The sequence below is a fragment of the Pseudomonas sp. P135 genome, assembly GCF_020312125.1.
Lineage (GTDB): Bacteria > Pseudomonadota > Gammaproteobacteria > Pseudomonadales > Pseudomonadaceae > Aquipseudomonas > Aquipseudomonas fragariae.
The window spans coordinates 286,885-309,842 of the sequence record NZ_JAGPYR010000006.1; the positions used below are offsets into that span (position 1 = coordinate 286,885).

General features: G+C 62.5%; 24 protein-coding genes. 20 read left to right on the forward strand and 4 right to left on the reverse strand.

Translation table 11 applies throughout. The features are described from left to right. Window position 1: 1 nt before the first annotated feature. Both KBY08_RS12005 and mdcA read right to left on the reverse strand, forming a co-directional pair. Window positions 2-877: a triphosphoribosyl-dephospho-CoA synthase gene (locus tag KBY08_RS12005; protein WP_096127301.1), complete on the reverse strand. Its 876-nt coding sequence runs from the start codon at window positions 875-877 to the stop codon at window positions 2-4. Beyond that, window positions 877-2,553: a malonate decarboxylase subunit alpha gene (gene mdcA, locus KBY08_RS12010; RefSeq protein ID WP_011266405.1), complete on the reverse strand. Its 1,677-nt coding sequence runs from the start codon at window positions 2,551-2,553 to the stop codon at window positions 877-879. Before mdcA ends, KBY08_RS12005 begins: the two co-directional genes overlap by 1 nt. Window positions 2,554-2,959: 406 nt before the next feature. Here mdcA and KBY08_RS12015 point away from each other — a divergent pair, with 406 nt between their 5' ends. Next, complete coding sequence (locus tag KBY08_RS12015; RefSeq protein WP_111522137.1) at window positions 2,960-3,355, forward strand: PAAR domain-containing protein; 396 nt, start codon at window positions 2,960-2,962, stop codon at window positions 3,353-3,355. 436 nt (window positions 3,356-3,791) lie between these two features. Here KBY08_RS12015 and KBY08_RS12020 read toward each other — a convergent pair whose 3' ends face one another. Next, window positions 3,792-4,571: a ParA family protein gene (locus KBY08_RS12020; RefSeq protein WP_011266403.1), complete on the reverse strand. Its 780-nt coding sequence runs from the start codon at window positions 4,569-4,571 to the stop codon at window positions 3,792-3,794. A gap of 309 nt (window positions 4,572-4,880) precedes the next feature. On the opposite strand from KBY08_RS12020, the gene KBY08_RS12025 reads away from it, so the two are divergent. The 18 genes from KBY08_RS12025 to KBY08_RS12110 all read left to right on the forward strand — a co-directional run bounded on the left by KBY08_RS12025 (window position 4,881) and on the right by KBY08_RS12110 (window position 20,374). After that, entirely contained in the window at window positions 4,881-5,600 is a 720-nt protein-coding gene (locus KBY08_RS12025) for a beta-ketoacyl synthase chain length factor (RefSeq protein WP_011266402.1), read from the forward strand. Next, window positions 5,576-6,388 (forward strand): lysophospholipid acyltransferase family protein, encoded by an 813-nt coding sequence (locus KBY08_RS12030; protein WP_058823409.1) that lies wholly within the window; start codon window positions 5,576-5,578, stop codon window positions 6,386-6,388. Before KBY08_RS12025 ends, KBY08_RS12030 begins: the two co-directional genes overlap by 25 nt. Further along, window positions 6,363-6,623: a phosphopantetheine-binding protein gene (locus KBY08_RS12035; protein WP_003316688.1), complete on the forward strand. Its 261-nt coding sequence runs from the start codon at window positions 6,363-6,365 to the stop codon at window positions 6,621-6,623. Before KBY08_RS12030 ends, KBY08_RS12035 begins: the two co-directional genes overlap by 26 nt. A 9-nt stretch (window positions 6,624-6,632) precedes the next feature. Then, complete coding sequence (locus KBY08_RS12040) at window positions 6,633-6,887, forward strand: acyl carrier protein (RefSeq protein ID WP_057456935.1); 255 nt, start codon at window positions 6,633-6,635, stop codon at window positions 6,885-6,887. Then, complete coding sequence (locus KBY08_RS12045) at window positions 6,884-7,429, forward strand: membrane protein (protein ID WP_004409305.1); 546 nt, start codon at window positions 6,884-6,886, stop codon at window positions 7,427-7,429. Before KBY08_RS12040 ends, KBY08_RS12045 begins: the two co-directional genes overlap by 4 nt. Window positions 7,430-7,439: 10 nt before the next feature. Further along, a complete protein-coding gene (locus tag KBY08_RS12050) occupies window positions 7,440-9,122 on the forward strand; it encodes an AMP-binding protein (protein ID WP_177410923.1) in 1,683 nt (560 codons plus the stop codon). Continuing rightward, window positions 9,115-9,849 (forward strand): glycosyltransferase family 2 protein, encoded by a 735-nt coding sequence (locus tag KBY08_RS12055; RefSeq protein ID WP_024639395.1) that lies wholly within the window; start codon window positions 9,115-9,117, stop codon window positions 9,847-9,849. Before KBY08_RS12050 ends, KBY08_RS12055 begins: the two co-directional genes overlap by 8 nt. Further along, entirely contained in the window at window positions 9,846-10,793 is a 948-nt protein-coding gene (locus KBY08_RS12060) for a glycosyl transferase (protein ID WP_011266397.1), read from the forward strand. The genes KBY08_RS12055 and KBY08_RS12060 overlap by 4 nt, the downstream gene beginning before the upstream one ends. Window positions 10,794-10,858: 65 nt before the next feature. Continuing rightward, complete coding sequence (locus KBY08_RS12065; RefSeq protein WP_003316680.1) at window positions 10,859-11,308, forward strand: acyl-CoA thioesterase; 450 nt, start codon at window positions 10,859-10,861, stop codon at window positions 11,306-11,308. Next, window positions 11,305-11,919 carry an outer membrane lipoprotein carrier protein LolA gene (locus KBY08_RS12070; RefSeq protein ID WP_111522135.1) on the forward strand — a complete coding sequence of 205 codons (615 nt, stop codon included), beginning with the start codon at window positions 11,305-11,307 and terminating at the stop codon, window positions 11,917-11,919. The genes KBY08_RS12065 and KBY08_RS12070 overlap by 4 nt, the downstream gene beginning before the upstream one ends. Beyond that, window positions 11,903-14,266 (forward strand): MMPL family transporter, encoded by a 2,364-nt coding sequence (locus tag KBY08_RS12075; RefSeq protein ID WP_024660835.1) that lies wholly within the window; start codon window positions 11,903-11,905, stop codon window positions 14,264-14,266. Before KBY08_RS12070 ends, KBY08_RS12075 begins: the two co-directional genes overlap by 17 nt. A gap of 54 nt (window positions 14,267-14,320) precedes the next feature. Then, window positions 14,321-15,568 (forward strand): NAD(P)/FAD-dependent oxidoreductase, encoded by a 1,248-nt coding sequence (locus KBY08_RS12080; RefSeq protein WP_225651147.1) that lies wholly within the window; start codon window positions 14,321-14,323, stop codon window positions 15,566-15,568. Beyond that, the gene (locus KBY08_RS12085; RefSeq protein ID WP_057456941.1) at window positions 15,565-16,299 is read left to right on the forward strand and encodes a class I SAM-dependent methyltransferase; all 735 of its coding nucleotides are present in this window, start codon (window positions 15,565-15,567) and stop codon (window positions 16,297-16,299) included. Before KBY08_RS12080 ends, KBY08_RS12085 begins: the two co-directional genes overlap by 4 nt. After that, on the forward strand, window positions 16,296-16,778 hold the full coding sequence (locus KBY08_RS12090; protein ID WP_057456942.1) for a hypothetical protein: 483 nt from the start codon (window positions 16,296-16,298) through the stop codon (window positions 16,776-16,778). Before KBY08_RS12085 ends, KBY08_RS12090 begins: the two co-directional genes overlap by 4 nt. After that, entirely contained in the window at window positions 16,775-17,971 is a 1,197-nt protein-coding gene (locus tag KBY08_RS12095; RefSeq protein ID WP_057456943.1) for a beta-ketoacyl-[acyl-carrier-protein] synthase family protein, read from the forward strand. Before KBY08_RS12090 ends, KBY08_RS12095 begins: the two co-directional genes overlap by 4 nt. Continuing rightward, window positions 17,968-18,423: a hotdog family protein gene (locus KBY08_RS12100; protein WP_003346295.1), complete on the forward strand. Its 456-nt coding sequence runs from the start codon at window positions 17,968-17,970 to the stop codon at window positions 18,421-18,423. The genes KBY08_RS12095 and KBY08_RS12100 overlap by 4 nt, the downstream gene beginning before the upstream one ends. After that, window positions 18,420-19,148 carry a 3-oxoacyl-ACP reductase FabG gene (gene fabG, locus KBY08_RS12105; protein ID WP_032655070.1) on the forward strand — a complete coding sequence of 243 codons (729 nt, stop codon included), beginning with the start codon at window positions 18,420-18,422 and terminating at the stop codon, window positions 19,146-19,148. Before KBY08_RS12100 ends, fabG begins: the two co-directional genes overlap by 4 nt. Continuing rightward, on the forward strand, window positions 19,148-20,374 hold the full coding sequence (locus KBY08_RS12110) for a beta-ketoacyl-ACP synthase (RefSeq protein ID WP_011266389.1): 1,227 nt from the start codon (window positions 19,148-19,150) through the stop codon (window positions 20,372-20,374). Before fabG ends, KBY08_RS12110 begins: the two co-directional genes overlap by 1 nt. Before the next feature lie 236 nt (window positions 20,375-20,610). Here KBY08_RS12110 and KBY08_RS12115 read toward each other — a convergent pair whose 3' ends face one another. Next, entirely contained in the window at window positions 20,611-21,501 is an 891-nt protein-coding gene (locus KBY08_RS12115; RefSeq protein ID WP_003402997.1) for a LysR family transcriptional regulator, read from the reverse strand. Window positions 21,502-21,616: 115 nt separating this feature from the next. Between KBY08_RS12115 and KBY08_RS12120 the strand changes: the two genes are divergently transcribed. Beyond that, complete coding sequence (locus KBY08_RS12120) at window positions 21,617-22,885, forward strand: MFS transporter (protein WP_011266387.1); 1,269 nt, start codon at window positions 21,617-21,619, stop codon at window positions 22,883-22,885. Window positions 22,886-22,958 lie beyond the last annotated feature (73 nt).

The following is a 22,958-nucleotide window of genomic DNA, read 5'->3' on the forward strand; positions in this document are numbered from 1 at the left end:
TTCAGGCACTCCTCGAAACAAGGCCGAGCGCAGGCTCAAGGCCATCGATGAACAGGCAGCCAGCCAGCAGATCCGCCGCGCCACCGGGCGAAGCATTGAGGGCCAGCAGGTGCTGATCCAGCGCGTTCAGTGCACGGCGGCCGGCCAGACTGGCGCTGCCTCCAGCGTCCAGCACGCGCTGCGCGCCTTGCTGCATGGCATTCAGCCCTTCGATGCCGGCGCGATGCAGCACGCAGGTGTCGTCCAGCGTAGTCATGATTGCCAGCAGCGCGTCCAGCCGGGCGTTCTGCTCACCGCTGCCTGCCGCGCGGCTGCGTTGCAGTTGCGGCAAGGCAAACAGCCTGACCGCCGGGAACCCTTGCTGCGCCTGCTCCCTGGCACCCATGACGCCGTAACGACGAACCACCTGATCACCGTGGCTGTTCTGCGTGAGCACCTGGCGGTCCTTGATCCGTGCCAGAGCGGCAGCGCGCGCGCAGACGGCTTCGGGCGCACACTCCTGAGCATCCAGCGCGGCAGCGGTCACCAGCAGGCCCAGCGCCCAGATCGCGCCGCGATGCGTATTCACCCCGCTGGTGGTGCGCAGCATCGTGGCTTCGCCTTCACGGCCAAGCCTGCCCAATGCCTCACGCAATGGCTGACCCACGACACCGAACTGCGTGGCGGCATCCGCCATCCACTTGAAGGTCGGCCACAACGACAGCGCCGAGGAATGCATCAGCCCCAGATGCAGATCGGTGTGCGCACCGCTGCCACGCCGGTCTACCAGAGCCGGTTTGGGTGACAGGTCGGCTTCGTCGATCAAGGCGTCGACCGCCAGATCGGCCAGTCGCTCGGCCAGCGAAGCAGGGTGCGGTGTCCATTGAAGTGCGCTCATTACCAGCTCCTGAATTTGGCAGGCGGGTTGTAGAGGCCACCGGACCACTGAACCAGGTCGGCAATGCTCTTGGCGGCCAGCAGTTCACGGCTAGCATCGGTGCGGCGGATCCCGAGGTCTTCGGGCAACGCGATCAGCCCTTCACGGCGCATGCGCGCGGTGTCCTTGGGGTTGTGGCGCAAACCGATCACGGTCACGCCGGCCACCGCCGCGATCATCGCCTGGCGTTCCTCAAGGCTGCGCGCCTTGTAAAGATAGGCGATGCCTTCTTCGGTCAGCAGGTGGGTCACGTCGTCGCCGTAGATCATGATCGGCGCCAGCGGCATGCCGCTTTTCTTCGCTACCTCGACGGCGTCCAGGGTTTCGACGAAGGTCGGTTTGCCACCCTCCTGGAACGTCTCGACCATCTGCACCACCAGTTTCTTGCCACGCTCCAGGTAGGCAGCCGGGCCGTCATCGTGCTGCTGACGCATGTCGAGCCAGGCGGGCGTGGCATGACGCCGGCCGCGTGGGTCATGGCCCATGTTCGGCGCGCCACCAAAGCCGGCCAGACGACCACGGGTGACTGTCGAGGAATGCCCGTCGCCATCGACCTGCAAGGTTGCACCGATGAACAGGTCCACCGCGTACTGCCCGGCCAGTTGGCAGAGCTGGCGGTTGGAACGCAGCGAGCCGTCGCGTCCGGTGAAGAACACGTCCGGGCGGGCGGCGATGTAATTTTCCATGCCCAGCTCGGTGCCGAAACAATGCACGCTCTCGACCCAGCCGCTTTCGATGGCCGGGATCAGCGTCGGGTGCGGATTGAGTGTCCAGTTGCGGCAGATCTTGCCCTTCAGGCCCAGCGACTCGCCGTAGGTCGGCAGAATCAGCTCAATGGCGGCGGTATTGAAACCGATGCCGTGGTTCAACGACTGGACGTTGTGTTTCTCGTAGATGCCGCGAATCGCCATCATCGCCATCAACACATGCACCGGCTTGATATGGCGCGGGTCGCGGGTGAACAGCGGTTCGATATAGAACGGCTTGTCGGCGACCACCACAAAGTCGACCCACGAGGCCGGGATGTCCACGCGTGGCAGCTCGCTGACGTCATCGACCAGTTGATTGACCTGGACAATGACGATGCCGTCGCTGAATGCCGCCGGTTCGATGAGTGCGGGGGTGTCTTCGGTGCTGGGTCCGGTGTAGATGTTGCCGGCGCGGTCGGCCATGAAGCCTGCCGCCAGCACCACGTTGGGGATGAGGTCCACCACCAGCCGTGAATAGAGTTCGATGTAGGTGTGGATCGCACCGATTTCCAGCAGGCCGTCTTCCAGCAACTGACTGATGCGCAAGCTTTGCGTACCGGCGAACGAGAAGTCCAGCTTGCGCGCAATGCCCTGCTCGAACAGGTCCAGGTGCTCGGCGCGGCCGACGCTCGGCATGATCATGTGCAGGTCATGCACCTTGCCCGGATCGACTTTGGCCAGCGCGCGGGAGAGGAAGTCCGCCTGCTTCTGGTTGTTGCCTTCAAGCACCACACGATCACCGGAAACCAGCAAGGCCTCCAGCGCCGCGACGATGTTGTCGGTCGGCAACACCACACCATCGGCCAACGCCCGCACTTGCTGCAGACGCCGCTGCTTCTCGCTGCGACGACGTGTCCAGCGTGCGTCGGGGGAAGTTGTTGTTGTCATGATCGCTCCACGATTTTGCTGTCGTCGGCCACCTTAGGAGCCAGGGTGTGTAAAAACGTCACGAGCGAAGGCAAGACAAGGCAAAAACAGGCGAAAAAGCGGAGTCTAGGTGTTCTAAATGAGCATTTTTCGCCTGTTTTTAACGCAGTATTGCCAAGCGCAGTAGTTTTTACACATCCTGGAGCGATAGCGGTCGGGCATCAATCAAGCAACGCGTCGAATCATTACGGCTGGAGTAACGATAGAGGAACGGGCGTTTCGCCAGGCGCGTCATTGCGCGTGCAACAGGCTCGAAACGCCCGGCTGGTAATTGCGTAGGACCGGTCTTTAAAGGGCCAGGGGAGCTATCGGAATCCGTGTTTGCGCCTAGCCTTGAGGTTTTCCGTAACCCAGAGGCAGTAGCGCCATGTCATTTATAGTCAGGGAAGGCGATCTCACCACCACCGGCGGCTTCGTGCTGGCCGCATCGGCAAGCGAAGTCATCGAGCGGCGTCGTGTAGCGCGCATGGGAGACCCGGTGTGGTGCCCGGCCTGCAAGGAGATTGGCTTCATCGCCCAGGGCAACCCCACCTACATCGACGAACTCGTGGCGGTCGCCACGCAGGGTCATGAGGTGCAGTGTGGCTGCGCAACCGGCAGCAATACGCTGACCACCTCGCAGGAGCATGTCCGGGCAGACATGGACGCGACCATCACCATCCCCGAAGAACTGGCCAACACTGCCCGCCAGCATGCGGGACACCTGGCCCGTTCGATGAAGGATGGCAGCTTCACGCCTGATGTATTGAGGCCGCTGACGTAGCGAGAGTTGCGCGGTAGAACGCCCGTCAAAGGGCTTAGGAGCGAACCGGGAGTTTGCGGTGTCCTGTAGGAGCGGACTTGTCCGCGAAGAGGGCGTCATAGTCGATGGATTTTCTGCGTCAGGAATATAGCCTTCGCGAACAAGGCGGATCGCCGCCCCGGTCGCTCCTGCGGGTGTTTGCGGTGCCCTGTAGGAGCGGACTTGTCCGCGAAGAGGGCGTCATAGTCGATGGATTTTCTGCGTCAGGAATATAGCCTTCGCGAACAAGGCGGATCGCCGCCCCGGTCGCTCCTACGGCCTTCGGCCAGAATCCAGAGCGGACTTCTGCATGACGAGCCTTCGCGAACAAGGCGGATCGCCGCCCCGGTCGCTCCTGCGGCCTTCGGCCAGAATCAAGAGCGGACTTGCGTATGACGATTGCTCTCGCGGTGGCCCATCACGGATGGGCGTTGGTCTCGAGCAGGTGATGCAGTTCCATGAACTGCTGGGTCAGTTTGTGCCGTGGGTCGAGGTGGATCAGCGGCAGGTTGGCCTGATGCGACTCGCGCATTTTTACCGAGGCGTTGAGGTAGACCGGCAGCACCGGCAAGCCTTCGGCAATCAGTTCGTCGAGCATCTGCTGCGGCAGGCTGGCCCTGGGCTGGAACTGGTTGACGATGATGCCTTCCACCTGAAGACCTTCGTTGTGGTCCTCTTTCAACTCCTCGATCTCGCGCATCAGCCCGTACAGCGCCTGTCGCGAGAAACTGTCGCAGTCGAAAGGGATCAGCACCCGATCGGACGCGATCAACGCCGAAACTGCATAAAAATTCAGCGCGGGAGGCGTATCCAGGTAGATACGCTCGTAATCTTCGCTCAACTCGTCGAGCAGTTTGCGCAGCTTGTTGATCTTGTGCTTGGCCTCAAGCTTGGGCTGCAGGTCAGCAAGCTCTGCGGTCGCCGTGACCACATGAAGGTTGTCGAACGGTGTTTCGTAGATATCGACATGGTTCTTCTTGGCGACCGGTGAGCCGGACAGCGTGTTCTTGAAGAACTCGGCGATCCCCATCGGGATGTCCTGGCCGGTGAGGCCGGTGAGGTACTGAGTCGAATTGGCCTGGGCATCGAGATCGATCAATAACGTCCGATAGCCTTCGTGAGCGCTGACTGCAGCCAGATTGCAGGCGATGCTCGATTTGCCGACACCGCCCTTCTGATTGAATACCACGCGACGCATGCTTTGGATTCCTTGAAAGATGAAGAAACAGCAGCAGTGGCCGATAACGACCGTAAGAGGAGGTCGAGTCTAGACAGCGCATATGACAACGGTGAGCTTAACGCAAAAACAGTTGTCAGCCGGTTGTCATACAGAAAAACGACTTCAACCTTAAAATACACGCCTGTAAACGGTTTTTATGTAACAAATTTGCTAGTAATGAGCACCATCGGGATAATGCGCGCACTCGGTCAATTACCGCACCCAGGCTGATATCGACCTGATATCGATGTAGCGAGAAACAAGCCCGCAGGGGCGGGAAGAGAAGCCTTGATCACCTTCAACATTGCACGATGGCAAGCCTGGGCGCCGGGCCTGGCGAGCGCGGAAGACTGGCAGAGGTGGAGCCTCGATCCGACGTTGCTGGAAACCAGTGACGCAGCGCCAGACGTGTCTTTTCTTCCTGCGATGCAACGCCGCCGCCTGGGCCGTATGGCAAGAATGGCGTTTGCTGTCGGCTGGCCGTTGACTGAAGGGCTGGGGCGCGTCCCGCTGGTGTTTGTCTCGCGCCACGGAGAAACCCCGAGGACCTTTGAAATCCTGCGTGATCTGGCCGCCAACGAGCCGCTTTCACCGACCCAGTTCAGCCTTTCAGTGCATAACGCCGTCATTGGTCTGTGGTCGATCATGCGCGGTGAAACAAGTGAGATGACAGCCCTGGCCGCCACAGGCGACGGGCTGGAGTATGGAGCATTCGAGGCCGCAGCGTTGCTGGCCGAGGGAGCAGAAGCAGTATTGCTTGTGGTGACTGAAGAACAGCCACCGCAAGCCTATGCCCAATGGATTGATGACGTGCCCTTTCCCTACGCGGTCGGCTTGCTGCTGACGCCGGGGAATGAGTGGCAGCTGTCTCTGAACACCGATACGCAAGGCACAACGCGCACTCAGTGGCCTCACGCCCTGAACCTGCTGCGGGCCTTGCACACTGATCAATCCGTCTGCCTGCACCCTTGGAATAACCGGTTATGGAACTGGCAACGCAGTCACTGAAGAAAGGTCGGGACGCCTATTACTGGCGTCTGCTGGCAACAGGCATCAGCTTTGCCCTGTTCGGGTTGAGCGGTTTATGCCTGCGGTTGTTCGTTTTTCCAGTCTTGGGTTGCATGCCTGGCAGTGTGGCCAGCCATCAGCGTCGCGCGCGGCGGACCATCAGCCGCCTGTTCTGGCTGTTCATCCGCATCATGGCGCGCATGCGTGTGCTGACCTATGACGTGCAAGGCGCCGAAAAGCTTGGCCGCCCCGGGCAGATGATCATCGCCAACCACCCGTCACTGATCGATGTGGTGTTCCTGATCGGGCTGGTGCGTGACGCCAACTGCGTCGTCAAACGCAGCCTGTGGGAGAACCCTTTCACCCGCGGCCCTGTGCGCGCCACCGGTTACATCAGCAACGACGGCAGCATGGACATGCTCGACGCCGCCGTAGAGCGCCTGCAAAGCGGCCAGACACTGATCATCTTCCCGGAAGGCACGCGCACCCAGCCAGGTCAGCCGCCGGTCTTTCACCGTGGCGCGGCAGCCATTGCGCTGCGTGGCGCAAGCGTCATCACCCCGGTGACGATCAAGGTCCAGCCGACCACCCTGACCAAGGCCGAGCCCTGGTATCGCATTCCGCAACGCCGCGTGCACTTCACTTTGCGCGTCGGTGCCGATATAGACCCAACCGCCTTCAGTGCGCTAGGCCCACCGCCCCTGGCGTCCCGCAAGCTCAACGATTACCTGCATGACTATTTCACCAAGGAGCTCGCCTCAGATGAGCGATCTGCACCAGGACATTAAATTGTTGATCATCGATGCCCTGGGCCTCGAAGACATCACCCCGGAAGATATCGGCAACGATATGACGCTGTTTGGCGAAGGACTGGGACTGGACTCGGTGGATGCACTCGAATTGGGCCTGGCCATCCAGAAGCGTTATGGCATCAGGATCGATGCCGATGCAAAGGACACCCGTAACCATTTCGCCAGCGTCGACAGCCTTGCGGCCTTCGTCAGCGCCAGACAACCGGCCTGAGAATTGAACATGCAAACCCGTGAAGACATCTTCGAAATCCTGCGCGCCGCAATGGTGGAACTGTTCGAACTGGAGCCTGAGAGAGTCACGCTTGAAGCCAATCTGTATCAGGACCTGGAAATCGACAGTATCGATGCCGTGGACCTGATCGATCACATCAAACGCAAGACCGGCAAGAAGATTGCGGCTGAAGAATTCAAGTCGGTGAGAACCGTAAACGACGTGGTAGAGGCCGTCTACAAACTGGTCAACAGCGCCGAATGAAGCGGCTGATTGGCCTGATTCTGGTGCTGGCCGGTGTGCTGTATCCATTCGCCGTCTATTGGGGGACCGAGCATTTCGCCCCCTGGCAGTTCGCGCTGCTGCTCGGCAGCCTGTGGCTGGCGCGCGCCCTGACCGGAGAGCGCAAGCAAGGCAGCCTGGCGATGGCGATTGTCGCGCTGATCTTTTGCGTGGTGCTCGGCGCCCTCGACAGCCACATGATGCTGCGCTGGTACCCAGTACTGGTCAGCACCTTCATGCTCGGTCTGTTCGGTTCAAGCCTGGTCTACGGCCCGCCGATCGTGGAAAAGATGGCGCGCCTGAACCGCCCCGATCTGCCTGAGGCGGGTATCCGCTATACGCGTAAAGTCACGCAGATATGGTGCCTGTTCTTTCTCGTCAACGGCCTCACGTCAGCCATCCTGACGCTGTGGGCACCGTTGTCATGGTGGACGCTGTACACCGGCCTGATTTCCTACGGCCTGATGGGCATATTGTTCGCTGTCGAATGGATCGTCCGCCCACCCTCAGCGGGCGGCAAATGAAATGGATCGCATGAACTGGTTGAACCTGGAACACCTGCTGCTCGATGCGCTACCCGACCGGCTGCTGACGCTGGCCCCGGCCCTCGACCACGCGCAGTTTCGTGATCAGGCGCTGGGCGTGGCCGCTGGGCTGCAAGCGCGTGGCATCACCCACCTTGCAGTGCACCTCGAAGATGCCGCCGACCTGGCCATTGCGTTGTTCGCGGCCTGGCGCGCAGGTGTGCACGTGTTGCTGCCCGCCGACTTGCAGGGCCAGACCCGCGAGCGCTGGGCGAATCAGGTCGACCTGTGGCTGACCGACCTGCCAGGTGACACCCAGCTGAGCGATCTGCGTGCCGCGCCCCTCCCGGCGGCAGCGCTGGACCTCGACCAATGCCGGCTGAGCCTGTGCACCTCAGGCTCCAGCGGCGAGCCCAAACTGATCGATAAGCGCCTGCGGCAACTGGCCAACGAAGTCTGCGGGCTGGAACAGCTGTGGGGCGCGGAGCTCGGCTCGGCATGCATGATCGGCAGCGTGGCGACGCAACATATTTACGGGCTGCTGTTTCGTTTGCTGTGGCCGCTGTGCGCGGCACGCCCGTTCGTGCGCCGTCAGTTGCCGTTCGCCGAAGACCTGCAACGCGCCAGCCGTGAATACCCGTCATTCGCCTGGGTCGCCAGCCCCGCGCTGCTCAAACGCATGGGCGACAATCTCGACTGGCACAGTCTTGCGGCCGTGCGCCGGGTGTTCTCTTCCGGTGGTGCATTGCCGGCCGACGCCGCACAGAGCCTGCAGCAACGCCTCGGCCAGTGGCCGACGGAAATTCTCGGCAGCTCGGAAACCGGCGGCATCGCCTGGCGTCAGGGCGGGCAGCGCTGGCAGGCCTTCGACGGCGTAGAGCTGAGTCAGGATGCGCAAGGTGCGCTGCGCATCAGCTCGCCCTATCTGCCGCCCGGCCATGTCGAGCAGACCGCCGATGCGGCGCTGATCGGCGCAGACGGGCGCTTTGAACTGCTGGGCAGGCTGGACCGCATCGTCAAACTCGAAGAGAAGCGCGTGTCCTTGCCGCTGATCGAGCAGGCCCTCGCGGCTCACCCGTGGGTGAGTGAAGCACGCCTTGGCGTGGTGCAGGCAAACCGTGCCTCGCTGGGCGCGCTGCTGGTGCTGAGCGCCGCGGGCTTGCTGGCCCTGCGCAATCAAGGCCGCCGGGCGCTCACCGAAGCCTTGCGACAGCACCTGCAGCCGCATTGCGAAACCATCGCCCTGCCGCGTCGCTGGCGGCTGCTGCGGCAGATGCCGCTCAACGCCCAGGGCAAGCTGCCTCAAGCAGACGTCGAGGCGCTGCTGCTGGCGCCGCGCTCGAAACAACCGGAAGTGCTTGAGCAACAGAACGTCGAAGGCGAGCTGCACCTGCACTTGAGTGTCCCGCCCGATCTGGCGTTTTTCAGCGGCCACTTTCCCAAGGCGCCGATTTTGCCGGGCGTGGTGCAGGTCGACTGGGCGATCAGTCTGGGCCGGCGCCTGCTCGACCTGCCATGCGGATTCGCCGGCATGGAGGTGCTCAAATTCCAGCAGCTGGTGCGCCCCGGCGACCGTCTCACGCTGACGCTGCGCTTCGATGCGGCACGCTCCAAGCTGCACTTCGCCTTTCGCAACGCCGACAACGCGCCCTGCTCCAGTGGCCGGATCCTCCTGGAGGACGACCATGCATAAGCCTTGCGTGATCATTCCGGTGTTTGACCACGAGCTGGCCGTGCCCAACGTGGTCAAGGCCGTGCGCAACGCCGGGTTGCCGTGCATCCTGGTCGACGATGCCAGCAGCCCGGCCTGCGAAGCCGTGTTACAGCAGTTGGCACAGGGCGAGGCTATCTACCTGCTGCGCCTGCCGGTCAATCAGGGCAAGGGCGGCGCGGTGATGGCGGGGTTCCGCGAGGCGTTCCGGCTCGGTTTCAGCCATGCGTTGCAGGTCGATGCCGATGGCCAGCATGATCTGAGCGATATCCCGGTGTTTCTGGAGCAGTCGCGCCAGCACCCGGATGCGCTGATCTGCGGCTATCCGCAGTTCGACGAGAGCGTGCCCAAAGGCCGTCTGTATGCACGCTACCTGACCCACGTCTGGGTGTGGATCAACACCCTGTCGTTGCACATTCGCGACTCCATGTGCGGCTTTCGCCTGTATCCGCTGGCGCCGGTGGTGGCGCTGATCGACCGCGTGCAGATCGGCAGGCGCATGGATTTCGACTCCGAAATTCTCGTGCGCCTGTCCTGGCGCGGCCAGCCGATGCGCTGGCTGCCGACACGGGTTCACTACCCGCAGGACGGCCTGTCGCATTTCCGCCTGTTTCACGACAACGCTCTGATTTCGAAAATGCACGCCAAACTGTTCTTCGGCATGCTGGTACGCCTGCCCATGATCCTGTGGCGACGGTGGCGGCCATGAGCATCGATAAGTCGCCCAGGGAGCATTGGGCCAGTCATCAGGAGCGCGGCAGTTTCATGCTCATGAAGCTCACCGCCTGGGGCATGCGGGTACTCGGCCGGCGCCTGCTCAGCCCGGTGCTGTATGGCATCGTTCTGTATTTCTTTGTCTTCGGCCGACGTGCCCGGCACAGCATCTGGCAATACCAGCAGCACCTGGCCGACTGGAGCGGCAAGCCCGAACTGCGGCCCGGCCAGCGCCGGGTGTTCGGGCAGTTCATGGCATTTGCCGATGCCTTGCTCGACAAGCTCGACGTGTGGAACGGCAGGCTGGGTATCGATCAGATCGAGATCGTCGACCAGGCCCTGCTGCGCCAGAACCTGCGTGGCCAACGCGGACAGATGCTGGTCGGTGCGCACCTGGGCAACCTCGAAGTGTGCCGTGCGCTGGCCGAACTCGGCGAAAAGGTCACCATGAACGTGCTGGTGCACACCAAGCACGCCGAACGTTTCAATCGCCTGCTCGGCGAAGCCGGCGCGACTCATCTGCGCCTGATTCAGGTCAGCGAGCTGGATCCGGCCATCATGCTGCAGCTCAGCCAGCGCCTGGACGAAGGCGAGTGGCTGGCCATCGCCGGTGACCGCGTCGCGCTGCACGGCGGGCGCAATGTGCGGGTCGACTTTCTCGGTCAGCCGGCCAACTTCCCGCAAGGCCCCTGGCTGCTGGCCGGTCTGCTCAAGTGCCCGGTCAACCTGTTCTTCTGCCTCAAGGGTGCGAAAGGCTATCGGGTGATTCTCGAACCGTTCGCCGACGCCATCGAGTGGCGGCGCAGCGACCGCGCTCAGGTCATCGAGCAGTGGGCCACGCGTTATGCCGAGCGTCTTGGTCACTATTGCCTGGAAGCGCCGCAGCAGTGGTTCAATTTCTACCCATTCTGGAAGTCTGCCGATGAATCGGGCTCATGAGCTGATCGCGCTCGGCGATCGGGGGCTGCGTTGTAAAATCAGCGCGGGTCGCCACAGGAGGTTACATGCGCAGTAAGGGTTTTCTGCACATCGACACTGAAATCGTCGTGCCGTTTTTCGACGTCGACATGATGAACATCGTCTGGCACGGGCACTACGTGAAGTACCTCGAAGTGGCGCGTTGCGCGTTGCTCGATCATATCGGCCATAACTACATGCAGATGCTCGAATCCGGTTATGGTTGGCCGGTGATCGATCTGCAATTGCGCTATGTGCGCAGCGCCGTGTTCGGTCAGACACTGAACGTGCGCGCCAGTCTGGTGGAGTGGGAGAACCGCTTGAAAATCAATTACCTGATCACCGATGCACACACCGGTGAGCGCCTGACCCGCGCCAGTACTGTGCAGGTCGCCGTCGACAGCCAGAGCCGGGAAATGCAACTGGCTTCGCCGCAAGTGTTCATCGATGCCGTGAAAAATGCCCTTGAGAGCACAATAGAGAGCGCCTCGCCATGAACCGCCCGCTTCGCACCTTGATTCTGCTGGGTCTGCTGTGCCTTTCGTCCCTGGCGCAGGCTTTCGACCTGCAACAACTGAGCGACCAGCTCGCCAAACCTGCCGTGGTGCAGGGTCGTTTCGTTCAGGAAAAACACCTGCGCGCCCTGCCGCAACCGCTGCTCAGCAAGGGCCGCTTCGTGCTCGCCAGGGATTTCGGGCTGCTCTGGCTGCTGGAAACACCGCTCAAGCAGGATTACCGCATCAATGCCGACGGTATTGCCCGTCGTGAAACCGCTGGCAATGTCAGCACCTGGAAGCCGGTGCCGAACAAGAACGCCGGCTCCGAGCAGAACCGTCTGTTTCTGGCGGTCCTGCAAGGCGACAGCAGCGGCCTGCAACGGGATTTCGACTTGCAGCTCAAGGGCGAAGCGAATGCCTGGCACCTCACCCTGACGCCACGCTCGATGCTGCTGCAACAAGTGTTCAAGCAGATCAACATCGACGGCGGCGAACTGGTGCAGCGTATCGAGCTGCTGGAAACCCAGGGCGACAGCACGGTCCTGAAAATGATCGACAGCAGCAGTGCCACGACCCTGACCGATGCGCAGCGTAATGACTTCAAAGACTGAGCGGCTGTTGCCGCGACTGTTCCTGCTGATTCTGGCGGGCGTATTGGCGCTGGCTGGCTGGCAGTGGCACGACCGCTCGCCGCTGTCGGCCAACCTGATGGAGCTGGTGCCGGGCACCGATAACGACGAACTGGTGGTGAGCGCCGAAAAGCGCATGCAGGAACCGCTCAACCGCGAAATGCTGGTGCTGGTGGGCCACAGCGATCGGCAGAAGGCCGTCGAACTGGCGCGCAACCTGGCTGAACAATGGCAGTCGACCGGCCTGTTTGAGAAGGTCCAGTGGTCGCTGCAGGCCGACCTGCCCGCGTTGCGCACCCAGTTGCTGCAAGGGCGCATCGCCATGTTGCCGACAGCGGACCGCACACTGCTGATCGACGACCCGAAAACCTTCATCGAACAGCGCGTACAGACGCTGTTCGACCCGTTTGCCGGGTTCAGCCTGGTGCCTGGTCAGGATGACTGGCTGGGGCTGACCGGACGTATCCAGAACGGCCTGCCGAAGCAGGGCTCGGTCGAGGCGGACCTGGCCAGTGGCGCGCTGGTGGCCAGCGCCGAGGGTAAAAGCTGGGTACTGCTGCGTTCACGAACCCGAACCGATGCCTTCGATATGCACCTGCCCGGCCAGGTTGCCGACCTGCTGGCGCAAGCGCGGGTGCAGGCCAGTCAGGCAGGTGGTCAATTACTCGCCGCCAGCGGGCTGCTTTACGCTGCCGACGGGCAGAAGCAGGCCAGCCGGGAAATCACCTGGGTCGGCGGTGGCGCAACGGTCGGTATCCTGTTGTTGCTGTTGCTCGCCTTCCGCCGCTGGAGCGTGCTGCTGGCATTCGTGCCGGTGGTGGTCGGCATGCTGTTCGGCGCGGTGGCCTGCGTCGCGCTATTCGGCAGCATGCACGTCATGACACTGGTGCTGGGCTCCAGCCTGATCGGCGTCGCGGTGGATTACCCGCTGCATTACCTGTCCAAGAGCTGGAGCCTCAAGCCCTGGCGCAGCTGGCCCGCCTTGCGCCTGACCCTGCCGGGCCTGAGCCTGAGCCTGATCACCAGTTGCATCGGCTACCTGGCGCTGGCCTGGACGCCGTTCCCGGCACTCACGCAAATTGCGGTGTTCTCGGCGGCCGGCCTGATCGGCGCCTACCTGACGGCGGTGTGCCTGCTGCCCGCGCTGCTCGCCAATGTCGAGATCAGCCCTGCCCAGTGGCCGCTGAAACTGGCGCAATTGATGCTCGATTGCCGCGCCGCCTTGTTGCTGCGCATCAGCACACCGATTCTGCTGGTGCTGCTGTTGGCCTTCTGTGGCGGCGGGCTCTGGCACCTGACCACCAAGAACGATATCCGCCAGTGGGTGGCAGCGCCTCAGACGTTGACCGATGAAGCCCAGGCCATCGCACGGATCACCGGTTATCAACCCACCAGCCAGTTCTTTCTGGTGCGCGGCAAGGACCAGCAGCAATTGCTGGATCGGCAGTCCGAACTGACCCAACGGCTCGACCAACTGGTCAGCATGGACAAGCTGCAAGGCTACATGGCGCTCAACCAGTTGCTCGATTCGCCTGCCGAACAACAGGCCACCCGCGATGCACTGGGCAAATTGCCGCAATACTGGGCACCGCTGGTGCAACTTGGCGTTCCGGCCAGCGCCTTGAAGGCTGAACTGGCCCAATTGCAGGTACTGCCGACGCAAGACGTCGATCAAGCGCTTCAAGGCCCGCTGAGCGAGCCGTGGCGCACGCTCTGGCTGGGACCGACCCGCGATGACAATGGCGATCAAGGTGTCGCCAGCATCGTCAGCCTGCGCGGCATGAACAGCATGGCGTTGCTGCGCGTGCAGGCCATCGGGCTGGAGGGCGTGCAACTGGTCGACCGCCTGGGTGAGCTCAACGAGGTGTTTGCCCACACACAGATCAGTGCAGCGGAATTGAAGCTGGCGTCGTGCGTACTGATCGTCCTGCTGCTGATCACTCCGTTTGGCTTCGGTGGTGCGTTGCGCATCGTCGCACTGCCGCTGCTGGCGGCGCTGTGCAGCCTCGCCAGCCTGGGCTGGCTCGGTCAGCCGCTGACCCTGTTCAGCCTGTTCGGCCTGTTGCTGGTCACGGCGATCAGCGTCGATTACGCCATCCTGATGCGCGAGCAGATAGGCGGCGCGGCCGTCAGCCTGCTGGGCACGCTGCTGGCGGCGCTCACCACCTGGCTGTCGTTCGGGCTGCTGGCCGTTTCCAGCACCCCGGCGATCAGCAACTTCGGCCTGTCGGTCAGTCTGGGGCTGGCGTTCAGCTTCCTGCTGGCGCCCTGGGCCAGCCCGCGTAAAGCGCTTCATTCGCCAGCCAATGCTGAAGGGCCACACGCATGAATCTTGCAGCGCTGTCGTCACTCCCTGCCACCGCCCAACCGAAAAGGAATACCTGTGCCCATCACTGATAGGGAAATACGTCAGGTCATCGTCATCGGTGCCGGCCCGGCCGGTTCAATAGCGGCTGCCCTGCTCAAACGCCAGGGCCATGACGTGCTGATCATCGAGCGCCAGCTGTTTCCGCGCTTCTCCATCGGTGAAAGCCTGCTGTGCCATTGCCTGGACTTCGTCGAAGAAGCCGGGATGCTGGAGGCCGTGCAGGCCGCCGGTTTCCAGCCCAAGAATGGCGCAGCCTTCGCGCGTGGCGAGCAATACAGCGATTTCGACTTCGGCGATACGTTCAGCAACGGCAGGCCGACGAAGTTTCAGGTGCAGCGCAGCGAGTTCGACAAACTGCTCGCCGATCAGGCCGCGCTGCAAGGCGTGGACATCCGCTATCAGGAAGAGATCGTCAGTGCCGACTTCGACGGCCCGCAGCCGGTTTTGCGTGTGAGGCGCGAGGACGGCAGCGAATACAGCGTGCAGGCCAGCTTCGTGCTCGACGCCAGCGGTTATGGCCGCGTGCTGCCGCGCTTGCTGGATCTGGAAGCGCCGTCGGGTTTCCCCGTGCGCCAGGCGGTGTTCACGCATATCCAAGACCGCATCGAAAGCCCGCCCTTCGACCGCCGCAAGATTCTCGTCAGCATCCATCCGCAGCACAGCGATGTGTGGTTCTGGTCGATTCCGTTCAGCGAAGGCCGCTGTTCGATAGGCGTGGTCGCCTCGGCTGAACGCTTCAAGGACAAGCCCGAGGATCTGGATGCCTGCCTGCGCACCTTTATCGCTGAAACACCGCAACTGGCCAGCGTGCTGAAAAACGCGGTCTGGGACACGCCAGCGAGAACCATCGGCGGCTACTCGGCCAACGTCAAGACCCTGCACGGCAAGGGCTTTGCGCTGCTGGGCAATGCGGCGGAGTTCCTCGACCCGGTGTTTTCTTCGGGCGTGACCATCGCCATGCGTTCGGCAAGCATGGCGGCTGGCGTGCTGAGCCGGCAGTTGCAGGGCGAAAACGTGGATTGGGAAAGCGAGTTCGCGGTGCCGTTGAAACGTGGCGTCGACACCTTTCGCGCCTATGTCGAAGGCTGGTACGACGGTACGTTCCAGAACGTGATCTTCTACCCCGGCAGCGCTCCGGACATCCGCCGCATGATCAGCTCGATTCTGGCCGGTTATGCCTGGGACGAACGCAATCCGTTTGTCAGCGAGCCCAAGCGCCGCCTGCGCACGCTCTCGGAAATCTGCGCGGGCAGTGGCTCATGAATCGACCGTTCCTGAGTGACAGTTATGTCGAGGAAACCCGCTTCGGCCTGTGGTTTCTGCGCAGTAACATCTGGCAGTACCGCGTGCTGCGCGTGGCGATAGACGACTTGCGCAGCCTGTTCGCCAGCGCGCCGCCGGTTGCGCCGGTGTTGCTCGACGCCGGGTGCGGGCAAGGCCGCTCGTTCCAGCACCTGAACAAGGTTTTTCAGCCCTACAGGCTCATCGGTGTCGACGCCGACCCGCACAGCCTCGACATGAGTCGTGAAGAGGCGAGGGCCAGAGGCGTAGAGGTCGAACTGATCGGCAGCGACTGCGCAGCCCTGCAAGTACCCGACGCCAGCGTCGATCTGCTGTTCTGCCACCAGACTTTCCATCATCTGGTCGATCAGGAACGGGCGCTGGCCGAGTTTTATCGCGTGCTCAAGCCGGGCGGCTATCTGCTGTTCGCCGAGTCGACCGAGGCGTACATCGACACCTGGGTGATTCGCTGGCTGTTCCGCCACCCGATGCATGTTCAGAAAAGCGCGGCGCAGTATCTGCAGATGATCCATGACCAGGGTTTCGAGTTCGATGCACAGAATGTTTCGTACCCTTACCTGTGGTGGAGCCGCGCCAGGGACTTCGGCCTGCTCGAAGTCTTGAAATTGCAAAAGCCCAGGCCGTTCGGGCAACGTGAGGAAACGCTGGTCAATGTCGTGGCCCGCAAACCCCTGGAAGTGGGAGCATCATGATTCGCGTACTGTTTTTAGCCTTCCTGCTGCTCGGCGGCTGTGCGGCACAAGCCCCGCTGCCGGCCAGCGCACCGACCCTGCAATTGCCGATGCAACTGCACATCGAGCGTCGCCAGGCCGATCAGCATCAGGACTGGTTGCTGATCATCCAGCGTGAAAACGGCGGATTGCGCTGGTCGATGATGGACCCGCTGGGCATTCCCCAGGCGCGCCAGTTGCTGATCGACGGAAAATGGCAGGCCGATGGTTTGCTGCCGCCCAATCCCGAAGCCCGCGAGCTGTTCGCTGCGCTGATGTTCGCCATGACCCCGGACCTGGAAATGCATGGTCGCTACCCGACGGCTTACCGCCAGGGCATGCAGCGTCGTCTGGATGACCGCTGGCTGGTCGAATATCAATCGGCCAACGCGTTCACTGTCCGCCTCAAGGACAGGCTGAGCTACAAGGTTACACCGCTGAACAACGAGAGCCTGCCATGACTGCCTATCTCAACGCGCTGGGCCTGATCTGCTCGCTGGGCGACAGCCGTGAAGAGGTGTCGCGCAGGCTGTTCGCAGGCGACAGCTCGGGCATGGTGTTCGAAAGCGGCTGGGTGCCGGAACGGGCGTTGCCGGTCGGTGCAGTCAAATCTGCACTGCCGCCCATTCCGCCTGCCGTACATTTGCATCGCAGCCGCAATAACCAGTTGCTGCTGGCCGCCGCCTTGCAGATCGAGGAGGACATCAGCCAGGCCATCACCCGCTTCGGCGCCGGGCGGATCGGCGTGATCATCGGCACCAGCACCTCTGGCATCGATGAAGCGAGCGAGAGCATGGCCGTCTGGCTGCGTGAACGGACCTTCCCCGACGATTACGATTATCGGCAACAGGAACTGGGCGCACCGGCGAATTTTCTCGCCGCCTGGCTGCAATTGAGCGGCCCGGCCTACGTCATTTCGACAGCCTGCACCTCCAGCTCGCGGGCGTTGCTCAGTGCGCGTCGGGCGCTGGACATGGGCCTGTGCGATGCCGTGCTGTGCGGCGGCGTCGACAGCCTGTGCAGGCTGACCCTGCAGGGATTCTCGGCACTCGAGGCCATGTCGCCGCAGCTCTGCAACCCGTTCTCCAGCAACCGCAACGGGATCAATATCGGCGAGGCCGCCGCGCTGTTCCTGATGACTCGCGAAACCGACAGCAGGCACTCGATTGCCCTGCTGGGTGCAGGTGCCAGCTGCGACGCTCACCACATCTCGGCCCCCGAACCCACCGGGCGTGGTGCGCGCGATGCCATGCTGCAAGCGTTGCGCAATGCCCGACTCGAGGCGGAACAGATCGGTTATCTGAACCTGCATGGCACCGCCACGCCGCACAACGACGCGATGGAGAGCCTGGCCGTGCAGGGGGTATTTCCGAACGGCGTGCCCTGCTCGTCGACCAAACCGCTCAGCGGCCACACCCTGGGCGCGGCAGGCGCGCTGGAAGCGGCGTTTTGCTGGCTGAGCCTGGCACCGCAGAATACCGAACAGGCCCTGCCCCCGCACTTGTGGGACGGCGAGGCCGATCCGCTCTTGCCAGCGCTGCACTGGACACATGCAGGCTCGCGCCTGACACCTGAAAACGCTCGTTACATGATGAGCAATTCGTTTGCCTTCGGTGGCAACAACATCAGCCTGATTATCGGAGATGCCCCATGACCGAGTGGCCGCTCGCCGAACTCATCCCCCATGCCGGCGACATGATTCTCATCGATCAGGTGCTGAGCTTTGACGAAGAGCAGATTCGAACCCGCCTGACCGTGCGCGCCGACGGCCTGTTCAATCAAGCCGACGGCAGTCTGCCGGCATGGCTGGGCATCGAGCTGATGGCGCAGAGCGTCGCGGCCTATGCCGGTTGCAAGGCGCGCAACAAGGGCGAAGCGGTCAAGCTGGGGTTTCTGCTTGGCAGCCGCAAGTTCGACTGCAACGTGACGCGCTTCCCGCTGGGCAGCGAACTGCACATCCACGCCGTGCGTTCCCTGCAGGACGACAACGGCATGGGCATGTTCGAATGCACCCTCACCGGTCCGGGTATCGAGGCTTTTGCCCGACTCAATGTATATTGCCCGCCCAATACTGCTGACTACCTGGCTGAAGGAGCCCCGGCATGACTGAATCGATACTGGTCACCGGCTCCAGCCGTGGCATTGGCCGCGCCATCGCCCTGCGTCTGGCGCAGGCCGGATACGACCTGATCCTGCATTGCCGCACCGGCCGCAGCGAAGCCGAAGCGGTGCAGGCCGAAGTCGTTGCGCTGGGCCGTCAGGCACGCGTGCTGCAATTCGATGTCTCGGACCGGGCCGCCTGCAAGGCCGTTCTGGAACAGGACGTGGAGACGCACGGCGCCTATTACGGCGTGGTGCTCAACGCCGGGCTGACCCGCGACGGCGCGTTTCCGGCGCTCAGCGACGATGACTGGGATCAGGTGCTGCGCACCAACCTGGACGGCTTCTATAACGTCCTGCACCCGTTGACGATGCCGATGATTCGCCGTCGTACAGCAGGGCGCATCGTCTGCATCACTTCGGTTTCCGGGCTGATCGGCAACCGCGGCCAGGTCAATTACAGCGCTTCCAAGGCAGGGCTTATCGGTGCTGCCAAGGCCCTGGCTATCGAACTGGGCAAGCGCAAGATCACCGTCAACTGCGTCGCGCCGGGGCTGATCGATACCGCCATGCTCGACGAGAACGTGCCGGTGGACGAACTGCTGAAAATGATTCCGGCACAACGCATGGGCACGCCCGAGGAAGTGGCGGGTGCGGTGAATTTTCTGATGTCGGCCGAAGCGAGCTACATCACTCGTCAGGTTCTGGCCGTCAACGGGGGACTGTGCTGATGAAGCGTGTGGTAGTGACCGGCATGTCCGGCATCACTTCGGTGGGCAGCGACTGGCCGACTATCGATGCACGCTTCACGGCCAATCGCAGCGGCATTCGCCGGATGGACGAGTGGAACCGGTTTGCCGAGCTCAATACCCGCCTGGCCGGTCCCATCGACGATTTCGCCGTGCCGGGGCACTGGACGCGCAAGCAACTGCGCAGCATGGGCCGCGTGTCACGTCTGGCCGTGGCGGCTGCCGAGCAGGCCCTGATCGACGCCGGGCTGCTGAATGACCCGATCATTCGCGATGGGCGCATGGGCACGGCCTGCGGTTCGTCCACCGGCAGCACCGACGAGATCAAGGCCTTCGGCAACATGCTGATCAACTCGGTGGCCGTGGGCCTGAACGCCAATTCCTATGTGCGGATGATGCCGCACACCACCGCCGCCAACATCAGTATCTTCTTCGGCCTGACCGGACGCCTGATTCCGACCTCCAGCGCCTGCACCAGTGGCAGTCAGGGCATCGGCTATGCCTATGAGGCGATCAAGTTCGGCCGTCTGCCGCTGATGCTGGCGGGCGGGGCCGAAGAGTTGTGCCCGACCGAGGCCATGGTCTTCGACGCGCTGTACGCCACCAGCCTCAAGAATGACGCGCCACACACCACACCACGCCCCTACGACAGCGGACGCGACGGCCTGGTGATCGGTGAAGGCGGCGGCATGCTGGTGCTTGAAGAGCTTGAGCATGCCCAGGCACGGGGGGCGCACATCTACGCCGAAATAGTCGGCTTCGGCAGCAACGCCGACGGCGCGCACAGCACTCGCCCCGAGCAGACCACCATGCGCCGCGCGATGGAGCTGGCCCTCGAAGACGCCAACCTGTCGCCCGACGCCATCGGTTACGTCAACGGTCACGGCACCGCCACCGAACAAGGCGACATCGCCGAGACCCTGGCCACCAGCAGCCTGTTCGGCCCGCGCATGCCACTTAGCTCGCAAAAAAGCTTTCTCGGTCACACGCTGGGAGCGTGCGGCGCGCTGGAATCATGGTTCAGCATCGAAATGCTCAACAGCGATCGCTATATCCATACCCTGAACCTGGTCGACATCGACCCACAGTGCGGCGAACTGGACTACATCGTCGGCGAACCCAGGCACATGAGCAACGAATACGTGATGAACAACAACTTCGCATTTGGCGGCGTGAACACCTCGCTGATCTTCAGGCGTTGGGGCTAAGGGTATTCTCTGAGCCGCCTGTCGTTCCTCACGCGCCAGCCCACACACCTATCGTTCCCTACGCTCCAGCGTGGGAATACAGTTCTGCACCGCATGCACCGGTCTTGCTGCCGGTTCCCGGCAGATCGCGAGCAAGCTCGCTCCCACGGCCTGCGGCCAGAATCTCAACTATCGTGCGACGCTCCGCGTCGCATGCCGTTCTGGACGCTCCGCGTCCTATCATCCGTGCCTTTGAATCACCCTACGTTGCGCGTTAACAGCTCGGTGAACGCCTTGGCCATGGGCGATTGTTCGTCCTTGCGTTGCACCAGCCACACCGCGCTGGTTGCGCCGGGGTCGAGGACGTTGCGGTAGACCACGCCGTCGATGCGCATTCGCCGGTAGGACGCAGGCAGTACGGTGACGCCCAAGCCTGCTGCAACCAGGCCGATGATGGTCATCACTTCGCCCGCTTCCTGGGTGATCAGCGGGCTGAACCCGGCCGCGCGCGCCAGGCTCAGGACTTGCGCGTAGATACCGCTGCCATAAGTGCGCGGGAAGAACACGAACGGCTCGGCGGCCAGTGCCGCCATGTAGATCCCTTCCTCGCTTTCTGCCGCCAGCGGATGGTCGGCACGCATGATCGCCACCAGCGGCTCACTGAGCAATTCGAACACCACCAGTGAATCGGGCAATGCCAGCGGGCGCATGATGCCGACCTGAATGGTCTTGTCCTCAAGACCTGCCGCCACTTCCTGACTGGTGATCTCGGTCAGGGTCAGGTGCACATCCGGGCAGGCCTGACGGAAAGCAAAAATCGCCTGCGGGATGCTCGACGTAAACGGCGCAGACGAAGTGAAGCCAATCTTCAGCTCGCCGATTTCACCCAGTTGCGCACGCCGGGCAACATCAGTGGCCTTGTCGACCTGTGCCAGCACCAGCCGTGCTTCGTCGAGAAACAGCCGCCCGGATTCGCTCAGCTCGACACGCCGGTTGGTGCGTTCGAAAAGACGCGTGCCCAGTTCCTGCTCCAGCGTCTGAATCTGCTGGCTGAGCGGCGGTTGCGAAATCCCCAGCGCCTGGGCTGCGCGGCCAAAATGCAGCTCCTCGGCAACCGCGATGAAGTAACGCAGATGACGCAATTCCATGCGGCCTCCATTAAGTCGTTTTAAATATCAAACAGGTCGAACAATATATTGGATGGAATGATTAGCGAGCTATATGATTTTTTCATTGCCTGCTCAACCGTGCCCCGAGGTCTTTGTGAACCCTGCCGTTGCCCCGCCCACCCCCGACTTGAACACCTCGTCCGTACAGTCGTCGACACTGCCGGGCGATACCTACATCGAGAAGAACACGCCACTGTTCAAACGCACTGCACTGGCGCTGTTCGCTGGCGGGTTTTCGACTTTTACCCTGCTGTACTGCGTTCAGCCGATGATGCCCACGCTGTCCAGCGAGTTCTCCCTGACTGCGGCACAAAGCAGCCTGATCCTGTCCGTCGCCACAGCAATGCTCGCCATCGGCCTGCTGATCACCGGGCCGATATCCGATCGGCTGGGGCGCAAGCCGGTGATGGTCATGGCGCTGTTCTGTGCCTCGCTGTTCACCATCGCCAGCGCCTTGATGCCCAGCTGGGAGGGCGTGCTGATTACCCGAGCTCTTGTAGGTCTTTCGTTGAGCGGCCTGGCGGCAGTGGCGATGACCTACCTGAGCGAGGAGATCCACCCCACCCATCTGGGCCTGGCGATGGGGCTGTATATCGGCGGCAGCGCCGTCGGTGGCATGAGCGGAAGGCTGATCGTCGGGGTGATGATCGATTATGTCAGCTGGCACGCGGCGATGCTGGTGGTCGGCGGGCTGGCGCTGATCGCCGCAGCGGTGTTCTGGAAGATCCTGCCGGCGTCACGCAACTTCCGCCCGCGCTCGCTGCACCCTCGCAGTCTGCTCGACGGCTTTGTCGTGCAGTTTCGCGATGCAGGCCTGCCGCTGCTGTTTCTGACCGGTTTTCTGCTGATGGGCGCATTCGTTACGCTGTTCAACTACATCGCCTACCGCTTTCTGAGCGCCCCCTACAACCTGAGCCAGGCCGTGGTCGGTGTGTTTTCCGTGGTGTACCTGTCGGGCATCTACAGTTCAGCAAAGATCGGCTCGCTGGCTGACCGCCTAGGCCGCCGACAGGTGCTCTGGGCCGTGATCGTGATGATGCTGGCCGGCCTGCTGCTGACCCTGTTCACCCCACTGCCACTGGTGATCGTCGGTGTGCTGATCTTCACCTTCGGCTTCTTCGGCGCACATTCAGTGGCCAGCAGTTGGGTCGGACGCAGGGCCACCACCGCCAGAGGCCAGGCCGCGTCCCTGTACCTGTTCTGTTACTACGCAGGTTCGAGCGTGGCCGGCACCGGCGGCGGCGTGTTCTGGCACTACGCAGGCTGGAACGGTATCGGGGTGTTTATAGGCGTGTTGCTGCTGATCGCCCTTGGTGTGGCGTTGAGGTTGGCAAGGTTGCAGCCGCTGGGGTCGCAGGTTTAGTCACACATAGGGCGATGGCGCATAGGGTTAGCCAAGGTACACTGGCGCATCCGCCAGTTCTGGTAAAGGAAAC

Coding starts and splice junctions, on each gene's coding strand:
- KBY08_RS12115 (WP_003402997.1), bottom strand. CDS start 21,501: ATGGAATTGCGTCATCTGCGTTACTTCATCGCGGTTGCCGAGGAGCTG.
- KBY08_RS12055 (WP_024639395.1), top strand. CDS start 9,115: ATGCATAAGCCTTGCGTGATCATTCCGGTGTTTGACCACGAGCTGGCC.
- KBY08_RS12050 (WP_177410923.1), top strand. CDS start 7,440: ATGAACTGGTTGAACCTGGAACACCTGCTGCTCGATGCGCTACCCGAC.
- KBY08_RS12020 (WP_011266403.1), bottom strand. CDS start 4,571: ATGCGTCGCGTGGTATTCAATCAGAAGGGCGGTGTCGGCAAATCGAGC.
- KBY08_RS12100 (WP_003346295.1), top strand. CDS start 17,968: ATGACCGAGTGGCCGCTCGCCGAACTCATCCCCCATGCCGGCGACATG.
- KBY08_RS12045 (WP_004409305.1), top strand. CDS start 6,884: ATGAAGCGGCTGATTGGCCTGATTCTGGTGCTGGCCGGTGTGCTGTAT.
- KBY08_RS12090 (WP_057456942.1), top strand. CDS start 16,296: ATGATTCGCGTACTGTTTTTAGCCTTCCTGCTGCTCGGCGGCTGTGCG.
- KBY08_RS12015 (WP_111522137.1), top strand. CDS start 2,960: ATGTCATTTATAGTCAGGGAAGGCGATCTCACCACCACCGGCGGCTTC.
- fabG (WP_032655070.1), top strand. CDS start 18,420: ATGACTGAATCGATACTGGTCACCGGCTCCAGCCGTGGCATTGGCCGC.
- KBY08_RS12075 (WP_024660835.1), top strand. CDS start 11,903: ATGACTTCAAAGACTGAGCGGCTGTTGCCGCGACTGTTCCTGCTGATT.
- KBY08_RS12065 (WP_003316680.1), top strand. CDS start 10,859: ATGCGCAGTAAGGGTTTTCTGCACATCGACACTGAAATCGTCGTGCCG.
- KBY08_RS12005 (WP_096127301.1), bottom strand. CDS start 877: ATGAGCGCACTTCAATGGACACCGCACCCTGCTTCGCTGGCCGAGCGA.
- mdcA (WP_011266405.1), bottom strand. CDS start 2,553: ATGACAACAACAACTTCCCCCGACGCACGCTGGACACGTCGTCGCAGC.
- KBY08_RS12095 (WP_057456943.1), top strand. CDS start 16,775: ATGACTGCCTATCTCAACGCGCTGGGCCTGATCTGCTCGCTGGGCGAC.
- KBY08_RS12070 (WP_111522135.1), top strand. CDS start 11,305: ATGAACCGCCCGCTTCGCACCTTGATTCTGCTGGGTCTGCTGTGCCTT.
- KBY08_RS12110 (WP_011266389.1), top strand. CDS start 19,148: ATGAAGCGTGTGGTAGTGACCGGCATGTCCGGCATCACTTCGGTGGGC.
- KBY08_RS12035 (WP_003316688.1), top strand. CDS start 6,363: ATGAGCGATCTGCACCAGGACATTAAATTGTTGATCATCGATGCCCTG.
- KBY08_RS12040 (WP_057456935.1), top strand. CDS start 6,633: ATGCAAACCCGTGAAGACATCTTCGAAATCCTGCGCGCCGCAATGGTG.
- KBY08_RS12085 (WP_057456941.1), top strand. CDS start 15,565: ATGAATCGACCGTTCCTGAGTGACAGTTATGTCGAGGAAACCCGCTTC.
- KBY08_RS12030 (WP_058823409.1), top strand. CDS start 5,576: ATGGAACTGGCAACGCAGTCACTGAAGAAAGGTCGGGACGCCTATTAC.
- KBY08_RS12060 (WP_011266397.1), top strand. CDS start 9,846: ATGAGCATCGATAAGTCGCCCAGGGAGCATTGGGCCAGTCATCAGGAG.